This window comes from Phormidium tenue FACHB-1052, assembly GCF_014696675.1.
GTDB lineage: Bacteria > Cyanobacteriota > Cyanobacteriia > Phormidesmidales > Phormidesmidaceae > Nodosilinea > Nodosilinea tenuis_A.
In genome coordinates this window covers 36540-52248 of the sequence record NZ_JACJQN010000011.1, presented here as the reverse complement: position 1 = coordinate 52248, position 15709 = coordinate 36540, and the positions used below count along the sequence as shown (strand labels likewise).

Annotated in this window: 16 protein-coding genes and 1 tRNA gene; 10 read left to right on the top strand and 7 right to left on the bottom strand. The window is 55.4% G+C overall.

Translation table 11 applies throughout. From position 1 onward, the window contains the following. Window positions 1-104 precede the first annotated feature (104 nt). Entirely contained in the window at window positions 105-1415 is a 1311-nt protein-coding gene (locus H6G07_RS15555) for an MFS transporter (protein WP_073609136.1), read from the top strand. A gap of 31 nt (window positions 1416-1446) precedes the next feature. Here the strand turns inward: H6G07_RS15555 and H6G07_RS15550 are convergent. After that, a tRNA-Arg gene (locus H6G07_RS15550) sits at window positions 1447-1519 on the bottom strand. 48 nt (window positions 1520-1567) lie between these two features. Between H6G07_RS15550 and moaC the strand changes: the two genes are divergently transcribed. After that, entirely contained in the window at window positions 1568-2068 is a 501-nt protein-coding gene (gene moaC / locus H6G07_RS15545; RefSeq protein ID WP_073609137.1) for a cyclic pyranopterin monophosphate synthase MoaC, read from the top strand. Between the two features lie 16 nt (window positions 2069-2084). Next, window positions 2085-2918 (top strand): SAM hydrolase/SAM-dependent halogenase family protein, encoded by an 834-nt coding sequence (locus tag H6G07_RS15540; RefSeq protein WP_073609138.1) that lies wholly within the window; start codon window positions 2085-2087, stop codon window positions 2916-2918. Here the strand turns inward: H6G07_RS15540 and H6G07_RS15535 are convergent. Continuing rightward, window positions 2875-3462, bottom strand: coding sequence for a DUF1997 domain-containing protein (locus H6G07_RS15535; protein WP_073609139.1), 588 nt, complete (start codon window positions 3460-3462; stop codon window positions 2875-2877). The two genes, H6G07_RS15540 and H6G07_RS15535, sit on opposite strands and share 44 nt — an antisense overlap. Before the next feature lie 255 nt (window positions 3463-3717). Here H6G07_RS15535 and H6G07_RS15530 point away from each other — a divergent pair, with 255 nt between their 5' ends. After that, window positions 3718-3963, top strand: a complete 246-nt coding sequence (locus H6G07_RS15530; protein WP_073609140.1) for a hypothetical protein — start codon at window positions 3718-3720, stop codon at window positions 3961-3963. A gap of 211 nt (window positions 3964-4174) precedes the next feature. Further along, window positions 4175-4597, top strand: coding sequence for a DUF4112 domain-containing protein (locus tag H6G07_RS15525; RefSeq protein WP_073609141.1), 423 nt, complete (start codon window positions 4175-4177; stop codon window positions 4595-4597). Window positions 4598-4662: 65 nt separating this feature from the next. On the opposite strand, the gene murG is transcribed toward H6G07_RS15525, so the two are convergent. Further along, on the bottom strand, window positions 4663-5760 hold the full coding sequence (gene murG, locus H6G07_RS15520) for an undecaprenyldiphospho-muramoylpentapeptide beta-N-acetylglucosaminyltransferase (protein WP_073609142.1): 1098 nt from the start codon (window positions 5758-5760) through the stop codon (window positions 4663-4665). 212 nt (window positions 5761-5972) lie between these two features. Here murG and H6G07_RS15515 point away from each other — a divergent pair, with 212 nt between their 5' ends. From H6G07_RS15515 to H6G07_RS15505, 3 genes are all read left to right on the top strand, one after another. Beyond that, complete coding sequence (locus tag H6G07_RS15515) at window positions 5973-6782, top strand: DUF8623 domain-containing protein (RefSeq protein ID WP_139297073.1); 810 nt, start codon at window positions 5973-5975, stop codon at window positions 6780-6782. A gap of 2 nt (window positions 6783-6784) precedes the next feature. Next, window positions 6785-7393, top strand: a complete 609-nt coding sequence (locus H6G07_RS15510) for a cysteine dioxygenase family protein (protein ID WP_073609144.1) — start codon at window positions 6785-6787, stop codon at window positions 7391-7393. 217 nt (window positions 7394-7610) lie between these two features. Beyond that, window positions 7611-8630 (top strand): hypothetical protein, encoded by a 1020-nt coding sequence (locus H6G07_RS15505; RefSeq protein ID WP_139297074.1) that lies wholly within the window; start codon window positions 7611-7613, stop codon window positions 8628-8630. Window positions 8631-8677: 47 nt separating this feature from the next. Here the strand turns inward: H6G07_RS15505 and H6G07_RS15500 are convergent, their stop codons facing one another. The 3 genes from H6G07_RS15500 to H6G07_RS15490 form a co-directional block, all read right to left on the bottom strand. Beyond that, window positions 8678-8989 carry a hypothetical protein gene (locus H6G07_RS15500; protein WP_073609145.1) on the bottom strand — a complete coding sequence of 104 codons (312 nt, stop codon included), beginning with the start codon at window positions 8987-8989 and terminating at the stop codon, window positions 8678-8680. A 461-nt stretch (window positions 8990-9450) separates the two neighbouring features. Then, window positions 9451-10164, bottom strand: a complete 714-nt coding sequence (locus tag H6G07_RS15495) for a potassium channel family protein (RefSeq protein ID WP_073609146.1) — start codon at window positions 10162-10164, stop codon at window positions 9451-9453. Between the two features lie 84 nt (window positions 10165-10248). After that, on the bottom strand, window positions 10249-11862 hold the full coding sequence (locus H6G07_RS15490; protein WP_084173233.1) for a cation:proton antiporter: 1614 nt from the start codon (window positions 11860-11862) through the stop codon (window positions 10249-10251). A 404-nt stretch (window positions 11863-12266) separates the two neighbouring features. Here H6G07_RS15490 and H6G07_RS15485 point away from each other — a divergent pair, with 404 nt between their 5' ends. Further along, window positions 12267-12845, top strand: coding sequence for a TIGR04376 family protein (locus tag H6G07_RS15485; protein ID WP_073609147.1), 579 nt, complete (start codon window positions 12267-12269; stop codon window positions 12843-12845). A 79-nt stretch (window positions 12846-12924) separates the two neighbouring features. Here H6G07_RS15485 and H6G07_RS15480 read toward each other — a convergent pair whose 3' ends face one another. Then, window positions 12925-13236, bottom strand: coding sequence for a hypothetical protein (locus H6G07_RS15480; RefSeq protein ID WP_139297075.1), 312 nt, complete (start codon window positions 13234-13236; stop codon window positions 12925-12927). Window positions 13237-13622: 386 nt separating this feature from the next. On the opposite strand from H6G07_RS15480, the gene H6G07_RS15475 reads away from it, so the two are divergent. Then, window positions 13623-15704, top strand: coding sequence for an NAD(P)H-quinone oxidoreductase subunit 5 (locus H6G07_RS15475; protein WP_073609149.1), 2082 nt, complete (start codon window positions 13623-13625; stop codon window positions 15702-15704). The last annotated feature ends 5 nt before the right edge of the window (window positions 15705-15709 follow it).

The window sequence follows — 15709 nt, the reverse complement described above, 5'->3', positions numbered from 1 at the left end:
ATAGCTGCAACATTTGTTTACATTGAAGGGTGGGGCGTGGTGGTTCTGACCAGGGCGGCGAAGAGCGCTGCTGAGCACCCAGCACTCTACGTGGAGACCAACAGTTGACTATTTTCTCAACGTTTAGCCCAGCGGTGCGTACCAATTTGATGGTGCTGTTTGCGGCGGGGCTGTGTTTTTGGGCCGGGTTGGCGGGGCTGCTGCCAACGCTGCCGCTGTTTATTGAGACCCTGGGGGGCAGCGGTCAGCAGATTGGCATTGTGATGGCGTCCTTTGCTGTGGGGTTGCTGGCGGCCCGGCCCTACCTGTCCCGGCTGGCCGATGAGCGGGGCCGCAAGATCGTGCTGATGGTGGGGTTGAGTGCGATCGCGATCGCTCCCTTTGGTTACCTGCTGGTGCAGTTCTTGCCCCGGGCGATCGTGCCGTTGTCGCTGGGAGGATACAGCCTCACGCTGGATAGCTCGATTTTGGCGATGATTGGCATTCGCGCCTTCCACGGCTTGAGCATTGCTGCCTTTGTGGTGGCCTACAGCGCCCTGGTGCTGGATCTAGCTCCCCCAGCCAACCGGGGGGAGTTGATTAGCTATATGACCCTGGTCAACCCCATTGGTCTGGCCTTGGGGCCTGCCATTGGCGGCTTTCTCTACGAGGCGACAGGGTTTACCACCGCGTTTTTGGTGATGGGGCTATTGGGCATTGTTGGGTTAGTCTTGGTGGCGCGGCTGCATGAGCCCTATCAACCACCCAGCACTGTAGAAAATGCTGGCTCGCAGGAGTTTTGGGGCCAGTTGTGGAGCGGGCGAGTACGCACCCCGGCAATCATTCTGCTGCTGGTGGGGCTAGCCTTTGGCACCCTGAGCACTTTTGTGCCCCTCTATGTGAGGGAAGCGGGTCTGGCTTTGAATGTGGGCCTGATTTACACCGCTTCAGCCCTGGCGAGCTTTATGTCGCGTCTGATTGCCGGTCGGGCCTCCGATCGCTACGGACGGGGGCGATTCATCACTGCTAGCCTGCTGATCTACAGTTTGGGCATGGCCCTGTTTTGGCTGGCCCGCAGTGCGCCGATGTTCTTGCTGGCAGGGTTTATTCAGGGGTTTGCGGGCGGTACGCTGATTCCCATGATTGCGGCACTGATGGGCGATCGCTCTAGCCCCAGCGATCGCGGTCGCACCTTTGGCCTGGCTATGGTCGGCTTTGACGTGGGTATTGCCCTGGCTGGCACCATCTTTGGCACCATCGCCGACCAGCTCAGCTATAGAGACATTTTTGGCCTGTCGGGGGTGATGACGATGGTAGGGCTGGCAGTTTTTGCCACCGCCAACAGCAAAGACCTGGCCCACTCCCTCAGGTTTGCCCTGGGGCGCGGACAGGATGTCTACGCCATTGACCTACCTCAACAAACAAAATCCCCCTAAACGAGCTTTCGTTTAGGGGGATTTTGAAGAACGGGCGTGGAGGGATTCGAACCCCCGACCCCGTGGTCCGTAGCCACGTGCTCTATCCACTGAGCCACACGCCCTCGTGCAGGCTTTTGATACTAGCATATTCCTTTGCCCAGTTTAAACCCATGACAAAAAATCCTTTAGTATCCGCTGCGCTCACCCATCTCGATGCCCAGGGCCAGGCCCACATGGTCGATGTGGCCACTAAAGCTCAGACAGTGCGGGAAGCGGTGGCGGTGGCCGCCGTTGTCATGCAACCCGAGACGCTGGCTACCATAGAGGCAGGCAACGCTCCCAAGGGCGACGTGCTGGCCACGGCCCGCATCGCCGGCATCATGGCTGCCAAGCAGACCGCCCACCTGATTCCCCTCTGCCACCCTCTGCCCATTCAAAAGGTGGAGGTGCAAATTACCCCCGATCGAGCGCTGCCCGGCTACCGCATTCAGGCGACGGTCAAAATCAAAGCCGAAACCGGGGTTGAAATGGAGGCTCTCACCGCCGCCAGCGTCGCCGCCCTCACTCTCTACGACATGGCCAAAGGGCTCGAAAAATCCATTGAGATCCGCAGCATTCGCCTGTTGAAGAAAACTGGCGGCAAGTCGGGCGACTACGAAGCAGAGGCATAATTGTTGCTTTGATCCCATGCCCATTGCCCTACTTACCGACTTTGGACTGCAAGATAGCTACGTGGGCGTGATGAAAGGCGTCATCGCCACGCTAGCGCCTAAAGCCCAGTTCATCGACCTAACCCACGACCTGCCGCCGCAGGATCGCTACGCGGCGCGGTTCACCTTGCTGAGCGCCTATCCCTACATGCCGCCGGGCACGGTTTACCTGGTGGTAGTCGATCCAGGGGTAGGCACCCAGCGGCGGACAGTGGCGGTGCAGACCTCCCAGGGCACTTTGGTTGGGCCAGACAATGGGGTGTTCAGCGGCGTTTGGGAGCGTGACCGTCAGGAGAATAAAGGCGTTGTGAATGCCGTAGAGCTGACGAATAGGGACTATTGGCGATCGCCCCACCCCAGCACCACCTTCCACGGGCGCGACATCTTTGCTCCGGTGGCGGCTCACCTGGCCAACGGTGTACCGCTGGCTAGCTTGGGTACCAGCATCGAGCCTCAATCCCTCATCAGCCTCCCATTGCAGGCTCCGATCGCCACAGCCAAAGGATGGACAGGCGCAGTTCAGTACATCGATCGCTTCGGCAATGCCGCTACCAACCTCTCCGCCAGCGCAGTCACATCTAACGACTGGAGTGTGACGATAGGCGATCGGACGCTTCCAGGCGGCCAAACCTACGGAAACGTTGCTCCTGGGGAAGGACTGGCGCTGGTGGGCAGCCACGGCTTTGTAGAACTGGCAGTGAACCAGGGCAGCGCCCAGCAGCAGTTAGGTCTGGCTGTGGGCGATCGCGTTGAGCTAACCCTAAACCCTAGCCCTGCACCGTGCGACCCTGGAGCGATCCCTGAGCGTTGACCTGGCGGTGAGTGGTTGCGACCCAAGCGCGGTAGTCTTCTACTAGCTGCCGCTCGATGCGGTGCTTGATGGTGCCGAGAATGCCGCTCAAAAAGGTCTTGCCGGTGCGATCGAGCACCGAGGCAGGCATAAAGCGAATCGGCGGCGGTAATTCTAAATGAATTTGTAAGTCGGCCTGGCCCTGTAGTTCAGTGTGGGTGTCCTGGCGCTGGGGCGTGAGGCTGCCCTGCAAGGCCATACCAAACGAGTCATTCACAAAGCTGAGATATTCAGGGCCTTTAACTTGACAGGCCACCGACTCTAACCGCAAAGTTCCGTCGGCCAAGCTCCACACCCGTAGGTCGGCGGTGGGTTCGATACTAATGCCAAAAAACTGTAGAGGCCGCAAACTTAGCCGATATACGCCATCCCCCAACACTTCAATGCGGCGTGGGTCGGTGATCGCCTGCACTAGGCGCTGGGGCTGCCGCAGGTAGTGCTCAATGGGAATCGCCTCGTTGGGCACCCGCAGGCGCAGGGTTTGGCGGTTGTGGAATTCTTTCATAAATGAAAGCTACCTGAAAACGGGGTACGACCAGGGGCAGATAAAGTTTTGTAACCTCTGTTTAACAATTTAGTATGCGTTTCAAGCTTCGTGGTGTTTACCAGGCACCTTTGGGCACCTTAAGAAGCTTTGCCTAAAGGCGGATGGGGAGATCCTCCCCGACAAGATTCGGCTCTCCGACTCGCGACTTTATCTGAGAAGTCGTTACATAGAGTTACTACTCACTCAGGGTCGGTTGCACCCAAGGAGACTGCAATGACATTTACCCCTACTCATGTACTGATTTCGCGCACCAAAGAGACTCCAGTGCAGCTCGTTGCTGGGCCTCAAGGCTACTGGCTTTACACCGAAGTCGAAGCGCAGAAAGGCACTACCCCTGCCTTTGAGGTACGCCCCAAGCTAGGTTTCTACTGCCGTGGGCATCAGGTTGTCGGCTTTAGCCTCCAGCCGCTGACGACTCGGGCTACTGCCCATGCTGAGACCATCGAGCTAGCCAAGTAGCTCAGGGCAAAGCCTGAATCCAATTAGCTGTTGCGGAGAGATGGATTGGGCCCGTTGAAAAAGAGCACGAATCTGTTGCTTAAGGGTTCAACCAGAAGGCACATCAATCTGAGGCGTGAGCCCATAGCTAAATGCGATTCAAGCATCTACTGGGCTTTTTTCCTCCCTTCGAGGTAAGACAACTACCAGCCATAGCTGGCACCATTAATTTATGAATACCGTTGATACCGCTTCACAACTCAGAAATCTAAACCGCATCCGTCGCATCAGCCGATTAATGGATACGGCCTTCAAAATTCCCGTCTTGGGGCTAAAAGTTGGCTGGGATCCGGTGCTTGGCCTAATCCCTGGGTTAGGCGATTTGATTGCTACCGCAGTGTCGGCCTACGTCATCGTTTTGGCAGCCCGATTCGGTCTGCCCAGGGGCATTTTGGCGCAGATGGTCTTAAATATCGGCCTCGAAGCCGTAGTGGGAACCGTCCCGCTCGTGGGGGATTTGTTTGACGCCTTTTATAAGTCGAACGTGCGGAACCTAAAGCTGCTAGAAGCTCACCTGCAATGCGAGTCAACCGAGTTAGAGGAGGCAGACAGCCTCAACTTGAACAGCGTTCAGGATGGTGAGGTTTACACGTAATTTGGGGTGGTCGGGATGCGATCGCAATCGGCTGCCGCGATGATTTTCGCCGTTGTGGAAACGACCTAACGATTTAGCACAACCTTTTGAATCAAATCGGCTAGTTTCGTGGCGCTATCGGCAGTGGCCAAGCTCCCTGCGGCGGCAGCCATCGTCTCTAGCCGTTGCGGTTCCGCCAGCAAATCAAGTACCAGGGTCTGAAATTCTGAGGCGACGATTTGGCTTTGATGCAGCATCAGAGCGGCATGGGCCTCGACAAAGGCTTGAGCATTGACCGTCTGGTGGTCTTCTGCCGCAAACGGGTAGGGAATTAGAATCGAGGGCGTGCGAGAGATCGCTAGCTCTGTGAGGGTGCCCGCTCCAGAGCGCCCGATGGCTAGAGTCGCCCGATGCATGAGGGCGGCCATCGCACTAAAGAAGGGGCGATGAATATAGTGAGGGTGGCTGTAGCTGTCGGCTTCAGGGTCGCTGCTGCCGGTTTGGTGCACAATCCACGCGCCTGCGTCAATCCAGGCGGAGGCAGCGGCCCGCACGAGTTTGTTAACGGCCACGGCTCCCTGGCTACCGCCCACCACCACAATCAGCGGCACCCCATCGGGAATAGCCGGATCGCTCAAAATAGGTGGCTCTGTGGTCAGAAACTCGTCGCGCACGGGAGTGCCCACTACCACGGTTTGAGCTTTGGGCAAATAGGTGCGGGCAGCCTCAAACCCTAGCGCTACGGTAGTGCACCAGGGGCTGAGCCAGCGAGTGACTTTGCCCGGCAGCGCGTTCGACTCGTGCAGGACAGCGGGCAGACCGAGCGATCGCGCTGCAATAATCGCCGGGGCCGCAATATAGCCCCCCGTGGTAAAAACCCCGTCAAAATTCCCTTGTTTGAGCAGTCGCCGCACCTGTACCGTCGCCTGGCTAAACCGCCCCAGCGTTTTCACCGTGCCCAGACCGGGCCGGCCCTGAAACCCCGCCATGCGCACCGTATGTAGCAGAAAATTTTTGGGCACCAGGGTAGTTTCGAGGCGATCGGGCACCCCTAGCCACTCGATGGTGTAGCCCTCTTGGCGCAGGGCTTCGGCGGTGGCGATCGCCGGAAACAGATGCCCACCCGTGCCGCTGGCGGCCACCAGCAGCCGGGGATTTACCGCTTGGGTAGATGTAGATGACAAGGGAGCACCCTCGACGCTAAAAACGCTTCTAGACTATACCAACTCCTGTCCAGAATCTATGCCCGAGGTTTTCTACTCTCCAACAGAAATTGGATCCGATTTTGTATGGAACGGGCTAGTGCCAGGAGGAGAACTGGGCTACCACCGTAGTCGATTGTGAAGAAACTAATATAAGGTAGACGGAGTATTTTTGGTCAATGAGGCGGTTCAGCGTGGCTAACTCGGCAGTGCGGCGGTGGAGTCTAGGAATCGTGTCGATGGCGGCGGTGCTACTGAGTGCTGGGGCCATTGCTCCGGTTACCCAGGCAAACACGTCTGTGAACACACCAGTCTTGGCTCAGGCGGCCCCTGCTGAGGTGCAGCAGCTGTTGACCGATCTGGAGGCGGCAGCGAGCAGTCGCAATCTTGATGCCGTGATGGCCTTCTACAGCGAGGGCTTTGACAGCGACACCGGCTTTGACTATGCCCAACTGCGCCAAACCCTTGAAACCCTTTGGCAGCAGTATCCCGACCTCACCTACGACATTGAGCTGCTGAGCTGGCAGGCCAATGGCCCCGGTAGCTACACCCTCGAAACCCGCACCACCGTCACTGGCACCCAAACGCGCCCCGATCGCACCCTCACCCTCGCCGCCGATACCACTTCGCGCCAGCGCCTCGAAAATGGCAAAATCGCTTACCAAGAAACCCTAAGTGAAACCAGCCGCCTAGTATCGGGCGAAAACCCGCCTACCCTACAAGTGCAGCTACCCACTACCCTCACCCCCGGCCAATCCTACAGCTTTGACACGATTGTGGTGGAGCCACTGGAGGGGCGATCGCTGATGGGCGTTGCCGTCGAAGAAGGCGTGACCGCCGAAGACTTTTTTGCGCCACGCCCGGTGGTTTTTGACATTCTCAGCTCTGGCGGGCTTTACAAAGTCGGCACCGCCGCCGCCGAGCCCGACAGTCGCTGGGCCTCGACGGTGGTCATTCGCGAAGACGGCATGGTCGTTGAAACTCGCCGCCTCCGGGTTGAGTAGTGATGGCCAACCACAACTGGCTAGTTGCCGACGACGGCACCTATAGATCCTTCGGCGACCCCGAAACGATAGAGCCAGGACGTTACTATCGCCTCTACCGGTTTCTCACCGAGCTAGAAGACATTCTCGACATTTTCCACGACGACATCAGTCGGCTAGAAGCCATTACCCCTCTGGTGCGCAAGTTGTTGGTCAGCTCTTACTGGCTGCAAATGGACTACAACACCCCCGACCCCAAAACCGGCTGGAGCGTCAATTTTCTCTACCGCGAACACGAGTTCCCGATTACGGTGCAGATGGTGGCCTGGCTGCCGGGGCACACCTCAAGCGTTCACAACCATGGGGCTTGGGGAATTGTGGCGCTGTTGGGCGGTCAAGAGCGCAACCGCCTCTGGCGACGCTCTCCCCAACCCAACGCCCCCGACCAGCTAGAGCTAGTCGATGACATAGTTCTTAACCCTGGCGATGTTGTGGCCCTCACCGCCAACGCCATTCACAGTGTGGAACCCCTAGGTAACGAGCCTACCGTGTCGTTTAACCTCTACGGGGCAACCAGTTTTAGCGATCGCTACGAGTTTGACCCAGAACATCACACGGCGAAGTCACTTTAGGGGTTGATGTCCTACGCCCCACCCCTCACCCCCTACCCTTCCAACTTTCTCCCCAACGGGATGAAAGATTTGGCAAGTTAGGGTAAACTTCATCAGACCGTCAGGGGAGTGTCAGCTAAAGCGTCTTTTAGCCCTTAAGCTACGCCTGTTTGAGCCTCCCACATCGCCCATCAGGCAGCCCGTTTCTCCCTTTGCCACCGCCAGGATAAATCGACCTATGAGCCAGGAAGAATCTCGCAGCACCGCCACACTGCCGCCCGTGGAGCCGACCCCAGTCGATCCAGACACCCTGGTCACTACCTACGCCGACAGCCTCATCACCGAGCTGTTTGACGACGTTGACAAAATTTTAGACGGCGATGAAGACGCCTTAGCGGCGGTCGAGGCGGCACCAGAGTCAGCCTCGACGGCGATCGCCCCGTTTGTCGAAACTACGGCTGAATCCGTTGATCCTCCGGCGGCAGACGCTCCTTTGGCCCCCCTGGGCACCGATCTTGACTTCTTCCGGGCCGACAATGCCAACGCTGTCCCCCCAGCAGCCCCGACCAAAACCCGTTTTGGTAAGCTGTTTGACCGCATGTTGCTGACCATTACGGCGCTATCGCTGATGGGGGTCGGAGGACTGCTGTGGTTCAGCCAGCCAGGCAATCGCTTGTCTTTGGGGCGCTCCGCTACCGAAACGGCGGCTCAGCAGTCTGACGAAGAATTTTTGGCCTATTTGCAGCGATCGCTAGAAGTGATTGCAGGCAAGGTTGAGCGGGGTGAAGTGGGCACCACCACCGTTGTCGGTCAGGCTCCTGGCGGGGTTGCAGTCCCCACACCGCCCATGCTGCCACCCTTGGGGGCCGGTGGCACCGTAGGCAGCCTGGGCTCTGGCCCAGTCAACGTCATCGAGCGGGTTTACATTCCCTACCAGACGGCTCAGCAGCCAAGGCCAGGCACGCCTGGCGCGCCAGTGCTGGTGCCTCAGCCAGGGGTGCGAGCGCCGTCTCCGGTGTCCCCTGCCGCGCCTGCGCAGGCCCCAGCAGCGGCGAACCCCATTCATTCCCTAGTGGGCATTTTAGAACTGGGCGATCGCTCGGCTGCCCTGTTCGAAATCAGCGGCGTCTCCCAGCGGGTCTACATTGGTGAGCGCATTGGCAGCAGCGGCTGGAGCCTGGTGTCGGTCTCTAACGAAGAAGTGGTGATTCGCCGCAACGGCGAAGTGCGATCGATCTTCATTGGCCAGCGCTTCTAGTACCGGCCTGGGCGTAGATAAACTAGCGCATCCCACTTTTGCGGGTATCAATAACCTAGATCTGACTGCGGGTTAGAGCCGGTCTGCTCCCGCAACGATTCCTGCATCGCCATGACGGCATCACACAACTCAACCTTGGTCTGGCGAGCAGTATCAGCGGCGGCTTTGACCAGAGCAGCGATCTCAGTTTCGCGCTGTTGCTTGGCACCCATGGCGGCACCACTCGCGTCAACCCCGTCAGGAGCTGCAACAGGACGGTTAAGTATAGGGCCGCTCACAGTGTTGAGGCCGTAGAAAGAGTCGATGTCGGCATTGGGGGTTTTGATGGGAAGCCGCTGTGAAAAATCAATTTTGTTCATAGCCAGTAGATGCTCACTGATAGGTAGATGCGTAAGCCCGTAGGCATGCTCTAGCCGCTCGCGATCGCAGATCTGGGGCGATGATCTGGCTGTGCGATCGCGTGATAGCAGAGAAAACCTCAAACCTGAGACGACGGGGGTTGCACGTCTGATATGTCTCACCTACAGCAAGTTTGCCCGGCCAAGGCTCCGAACGTTGACCCAATTACTAAGCTTGTGCCCCAGATTTACAAGAATCTATAAAGCAAAGGTGAATAGCCGCGATCGCGCTCCATTGCCACAAGCGCTCTCTATGCGATCGAAAAATGCAACGACTTTTTAGAAAAGAACTTTGACGCTAGAGACAACCACAACAACTACAACCTCAACAAAACCGAAATTGCGGATTTGGCCTGCATAAAGAGCGAAAGCCTGATCTCTCAGGTTAAGCGCTGATTTAATAAGTTCTGCCAATTCTGAACTTACTGTTTGTCTAGTTCAGCTAAAAAATCAAGTGGCTCTAAAAATGGTTGAATAAAGTCGATGAGCGCATGTAAGCTGTCTGGCTTTGTGACAACCAAAATTTTAGAATTTGGCTCTAGCACTGTCGTACCATTTGGCACGACTAGATCCATATGAGTATGGGGCTGATAACCAATAATTAGCGAACTTTTAGGAAATCGTTCATCTTGGGCAATTTCAGCAATGCTGTGATTGACTACGCTACAGTTTTCGGCAATAGTCAACTTTAGCACCTCTATTTGTCCTTGTTCAAAGTGCATAATCGACTCTATCTGTGGATATTCAGCCGCATTGACCATCGTCGATACAGCTAAATCGACAGTACTAATAATTCTGTTAGCCCCGGCGTGGCGCAGGGGATGTTCAAAGTCTCGGTGCCGAAGGCGAGAGATAATATGGGGCACTTGGTAATGCCTGGCTAGGGAGACAATTGCCAAGTTGAGCGCATCGTGGCGGAGGGCAGCGCAGACAATATCTGCCTGCTGAATTCCAGCCTCAATTAAGACCTCTGTGCTGACTGCGCTGCCTTCAAAAGCCATCACTCCCAACTGCTCTCTAGCATAGTTGCAGGCGATCGGGTTGACATCAATGATGGCAACGGTATGGCCAAGTCTGACCAGGCGCTGGGCCAAAGTTGAGCCAATCAGCCCGGCTCCGCCAATAATTATGTACATACTGCTATTACCGCACTTTCAGTAATCTTAAGTTATCGATAGCCAATTGCTTAACTTTGGCGGTTAGCCTGACATGATCCCAAGCTAGTCATCTTCCAAAGCCAGCAATTTTTCATCTAGATCTTTAATGTATAGCTGCACTAAATCATCTGGAACAATTCGCTTGCGCAACGCATCGCTCACGGCCCCTTTTTCTGCCAAAAACAATCGTCGTCGAATGGCATCTAACCCACTGCGATCGCCGCCTAATTTACCCGACCGCCGTTGGCCAGACAGCGTACGCAACTGCCTTTCAGACTCTGCAACTTTTGTCTGATAAGAAGCCCAAAGTTCTTCATAAACAGCTTTGGTTAGCACACCCGATTTTAACAAACTTCCCAGTTCCGCTTGCGCAGCCTTAGCAGCAATTAGCTGAATTTGCAGCTGACCCGCCTCCTGCATTAGCTCAGAAACATGGCTAATATTGAGCTTCTTAACCAACCAGGGCAGCGCCAATCCCTGAATCACTAGAGAAAATAGAACGGCACCAAATACAACTTCAATAATGGTGTCTCTAGCGGTGAGATTTAAGGGAACTGCGACGGCTAGTGCCATTGAGAGCGATCCTTTAATATTTCCTAAAACTAACACGTGCTGCCAACGTAGAGGAATAGGGCGATCGAACCAGCGCAGGCCCGCCAATAACAAATAGACCGAAACAATTCGCCCTAGCTGATAGGCTAAAATAACAAATAAAATCGACGGCAAGATTTTCCATAGCATCAACGGATTAATTTCGATGCCGATAAGCAGAAAAATAAATGTATTAACACTAAAGCCAGCGTACTCCCAGAAGCTCAGCAGTGTAATACGATCCGAGGCTGACGAGCTACGCGGCAGACCAAGATTACCAAAAACAAGCCCTGTGATCACTACGGCGACTGCACCTGACACTCCTAAAGATTGACCAAGTTGGAATGTACCCAAGGCCAATGCGACGGTTAATAAAAGGCTGCTTAGCGGATCGTTTAAACGAACAAATATTGGCAGACTTAAATAACCTAAAACACCTCCGACTAGCGCTCCACCCAGGGTGACGACAATCACCTCTCTAATGCCTTGCACAGGGGTAAGAGAACCCGTCGCATAGATGACCAGAAGTAAATTAAACGAGATTAAAGCGGCGGCGTCGTTAAACAGCGTTTCTCCCTCGACGATAGTACTCAGTCGAGAAGGTGCGCGAACCTCTTTAAAGACCGCAATCATTGAAATAGTGTCGGTGTTTGCTAAAATAACTCCAATAAGCAAGGCCGGAATCCAGTCTAGCCCCAATCCAAATCTCACTAAGGTCGCAATAATTGCCGACGAAAGAATAGAGCCTGGGCCAGCCAGCAGCGCAATTGGTTTAAACGTGCTGCGGAGACGACTGATATCTGTATTAATTGATGCTTCAAAAATTAAAATTGGCAGAAAGAGATTTAAGACTAATGATGGATCTAACCCAATACGACGAGAAAAGACTTCTGTGATAGGTAGACCTGCCAGCACCAGCCCTGTCACATAAGAAATTCGCAATCGTTGGCTAATAAGGGCAACAACCGTTGCAATTAGAAGCAGAACAATTAGGATAATGACTAGCTCGGGAATGGTCGCTACTGCCGGAGCTTCCGCAGCAGAATTGGCCTCTATCGGTGGTTGCTGTGCAATAGTAAATTCCATCTTAAAGTCTGCTCCCACGACACACTCATCAAACCAAAGAAAGGAAAATAGTTGTCGCGCCCTTAAGTTTACAGAGCGTTTTACCTTGTTGACATCATAATTAAAAAATATCGTGGCTAAGTCAACTCAAAGGTAGTTAAAGCTCAGCTCCAGACTGCTTTCGATCAATTATGCTAAGTCTTTCTGTCCTTATTTTTTGGGAATATTCTATCAAAGCACCTAACAAACGGTTGTTTTGGTTCAAGCATTCTGAGCACTCACAGGTCTTTTGAAATGTATCCCGACCATCCCACTGATGACGGCCCTGCTCAGATGTTTGCCAAGTTGCTATGCCTACCTAGAGAAGCGCCTGTACCACTAACCCGCTATTCTGAAAAGCAAGGCGTTGCGGCAGGAGTTACACCATGGGCATTTTTGAAGACCTGAGCAAGTTTCTTGAAACCCGACTCGACGAATTTCTCAAAGCTAACCCCCACCTAGAGCTATGGGGTTTAGAAGACCAGTTGCGGGGCCAAGAGCAAGACGCCATTCACCTGCTGGGCGACCTCAAGCGCCGCGAAAAGCAGATCGAAGACAGCATTCTCTCAACAGCTCAAGACATTCAGCGCTGGCATAGCCGCATTCAAAACGCGCAGGCCGCTAATCGTCTCGACTTGGTTAAGGCCGCCCAAGAGCGTGAGGCGGCGCTGCTGCGCCAGGGCAACCAGTACTGGGGCCAAATGAAAGGCGTTAAAGAGCAGATTGAGCAAACTCGCAACCTGCAAAAAGAAATTCACGATCGCCGTCGCGAACTCAAGGCCAAAATCGCCGAAACCCAAGCGCAGCAAACCGCCCAGCGCACCACCACGAGCTGGGATACAGGTTGGGCCAAGCCCCCCTTTGAAAACTTTGGCCGCGATTCGATGGATCCGGTAGAGGAGTCGTTTCAGCGATGGGAGACGGAGCAGGAGCTGGAGGAGCTGAAGCGGAATATGGGGAGGTAGAGAGAGTTTTGAGTGCTTAGTTTTGAGTGCTTGACGCCACAGCCTGTTCAAAACTCAAAACTTTTCTCTTCCTCGCTACTTATCGCTTTGCCTGCGGTTTCTTGATTTCAAAGGAGATCGTATCTGCCTTACGGCTGACCTTCGGAGTATTTACAGGAGTTGCAATCGATGGACTAGGCGGCGAGCTGGGCAAGGGGGGATCCTCGGGCTTGGGAGCCGGGCCAAAGGTGGGCCAGTTGCGGTAGTTGGAGGCGATCGCCAGCCCAATCCCCCCCAGCAACGTCAGCGGCAGCGATGGCTCAACGCTGCTCACCCAGGGCAGGTGGCCAAACCACTGCACCGCTTCAGCCCCAAAAAACAAAATCAAAAAGCAGACTAGCCAGAGCTTCATAGCGTCCCAAATCATCTATTTCTCTACAGCCTGAGCCAAGTAAATCGTTAGTTGGCCAGCCATTGAACTATTTATAGAGAAAGCGATCGCCCTAATTATGGCTCAAGGGTGAGATTTTGCTCTCAGCCAGCAATTGCTCGCAGAATTAGATATCTTTCTTAAGAAACCCGTCCTAAAGCCAATGGGTCTCCAGAATAGTTCTGGGGCAAGGGTTTGGCAGCCTTTGGCTACGGTTCAGACAGGCTCTGAGGTTGGTTAAGCTGGCGGCGATCGCGTCCCAGATTCCCCAACTTTGCTGCGAAACCGACTTTTCGTTGGGGAAGGGTATGTCAGAATGTAAGCGGTTTTTTGCCAACTCACGCAAGCTCTTGGAGTAGGCAGTCAAGATGGATTCTGTAGACACGCTTTATCAATACGCCTGGCTGATCCCGGTGCTGCCGCTCATCGGGGCTGCCGTAGTTGGCACCGGGCTAATCTCTTACGGCGAGGCCACCAGCAAGCTGCGGCAGCCGGTGGCGATCTTCATCGTCTCCCTGATTGGGGCGGCGATGGTGCTTTCCTTTGCAATTTTTTGGAGCCAGTGGCAGGGCCACGCCCCCTACCAGGCCATGTTTGAGTGGGCCTCGGCGGGCGATTTTCGCATCGAGATGGGCTACACCATCGATCACCTGGTGGCGCTGATGCTGGTGGTGGTCACCACCGTCGCCTTCCTGGTGATGATCTACACCGATGGCTACATGGCTCACGACGCGGGCTATGTGCGGTTCTACGCCTACCTGAGCCTATTTAGCTCCTCGATGCTGAGCCTGGTGATCAGCCCCAACCTGCTCCAGGTTTACGTGTTTTGGGAGCTGGTGGGCATGTGCTCGTACCTGCTGATTGGCTTTTGGTACGATCGCAAACCCGCTGCCGATGCCTGTCAAAAGGCCTTCGTTACCAACCGAGTCGGCGACTTTGGACTGCTGCTGGGCATTTTGGGCCTGTTCTGGGCCACCGGCAGCTTCGACTTTGAAATCATGGGCGAACGCCTCACCGACATGGTGAATGTGGGCAGCCTGCCCGCCAGCGTCGCCGCCATCTTCGCCATTCTGGTATTCCTCGGCCCAGTGGCCAAGTCGGCCCAGTTCCCCCTCCACGTGTGGCTGCCCGACGCCATGGAAGGCCCCACCCCGATCTCAGCGCTGATTCACGCAGCAACCATGGTGGCGGCGGGGGTGTTCCTGGTGGCCCGCATGTACCCCGTGTTTGAGCACATCCCCACGGTGATGACGGTGATTGCCTACACCGGGGCGTTTACCGCTTTCATGGGAGCCACGATCGCTATTACCCAAAACGACATCAAGAAAGGGCTGGCCTTTTCGACCATGTCGCAGCTGGGCTACATGGTTATGGCCATGGGCGTTGGGGCCTACAGCGCCGGTCTATTTCACCTAATGACCCACGCCTACTTCAAGGCCATGCTGTTCCTGGGATCCGGTTCAGTTATTCACGGCATGGAAGCCGTGGTAGGGCACGACCCGGTGCTGGCCCAGGATATGCGCTTGATGGGCGGCCTGCGAAAGTATATGCCTGTCACGGCCATCACCTTCTTGATTGGCACGCTGGCCATCTCCGGCATTCCCCCCTTCGCTGGCTTCTGGTCTAAGGATGAAATTCTTGGGGCAACCTTTGCGGTCAATCCAGCCCTCTGGGCAGTGGGCTGGCTGACGGCGGGCATCACCGCCTTCTACATGTTCCGCATGTACTTCTCCACCTTTGAAGGCAGCTTCCGGGGCAACGACGAAGGCATTCGCCGCGACCTCAAGCGGGCTCAGTTCCAGAAGATGGGCGCATCCCTTGGCCCCGGCGCAATGAACCCCCAGGAGCTAACTCTGGATGCCACCCACGACGATCACGACGAGCATGGGCACCACGCCCACGAACCCCACGAGTCGCCGCTGTCAATGATCTTTCCGTTGATGGTGCTGGCCGTGCCCTCAGTTTTGGTGGGTCTAGTCGGCACTCCTTTTGCCAACTACTTTGAGGCATTCATCCATCCCCCTGGGGAGGTGTTTGAGGCGGCGGAAGCAGCAGAAGCCTTTGACTGGAGCGAGTTTGCGCTGATGGCTGGGAGTTCTGTGGCGATCGCCACTGTTGGCATCATCATCTCCGTGCTGATGTATCGCACCAAGGCCATTGACCCGAGGGCGATCGCCGCCAAAATCCCCTTCTTCTACAACCTGTCGCTGAACAAATGGTACATCGACGACATCTATGAGGTTGTCTTTGTCCAAGGCAGCCGCAAGCTTGCCAAGCAGGTGCTCGAAGTCGATATCCGCATTGTCGATGGCCTTGTCAACCTGGCGGGCCTCGTTACCCTGGTAACGGGCGAAGGGTTGAAGTACTTAGAGAATGGACGGGCTCAGTTCTACGCGCTGATCGTCTTTGGCGCAGTGCTAGGGCTAGTGCTGCTGTCGGGCGTAACTTAAGAGCG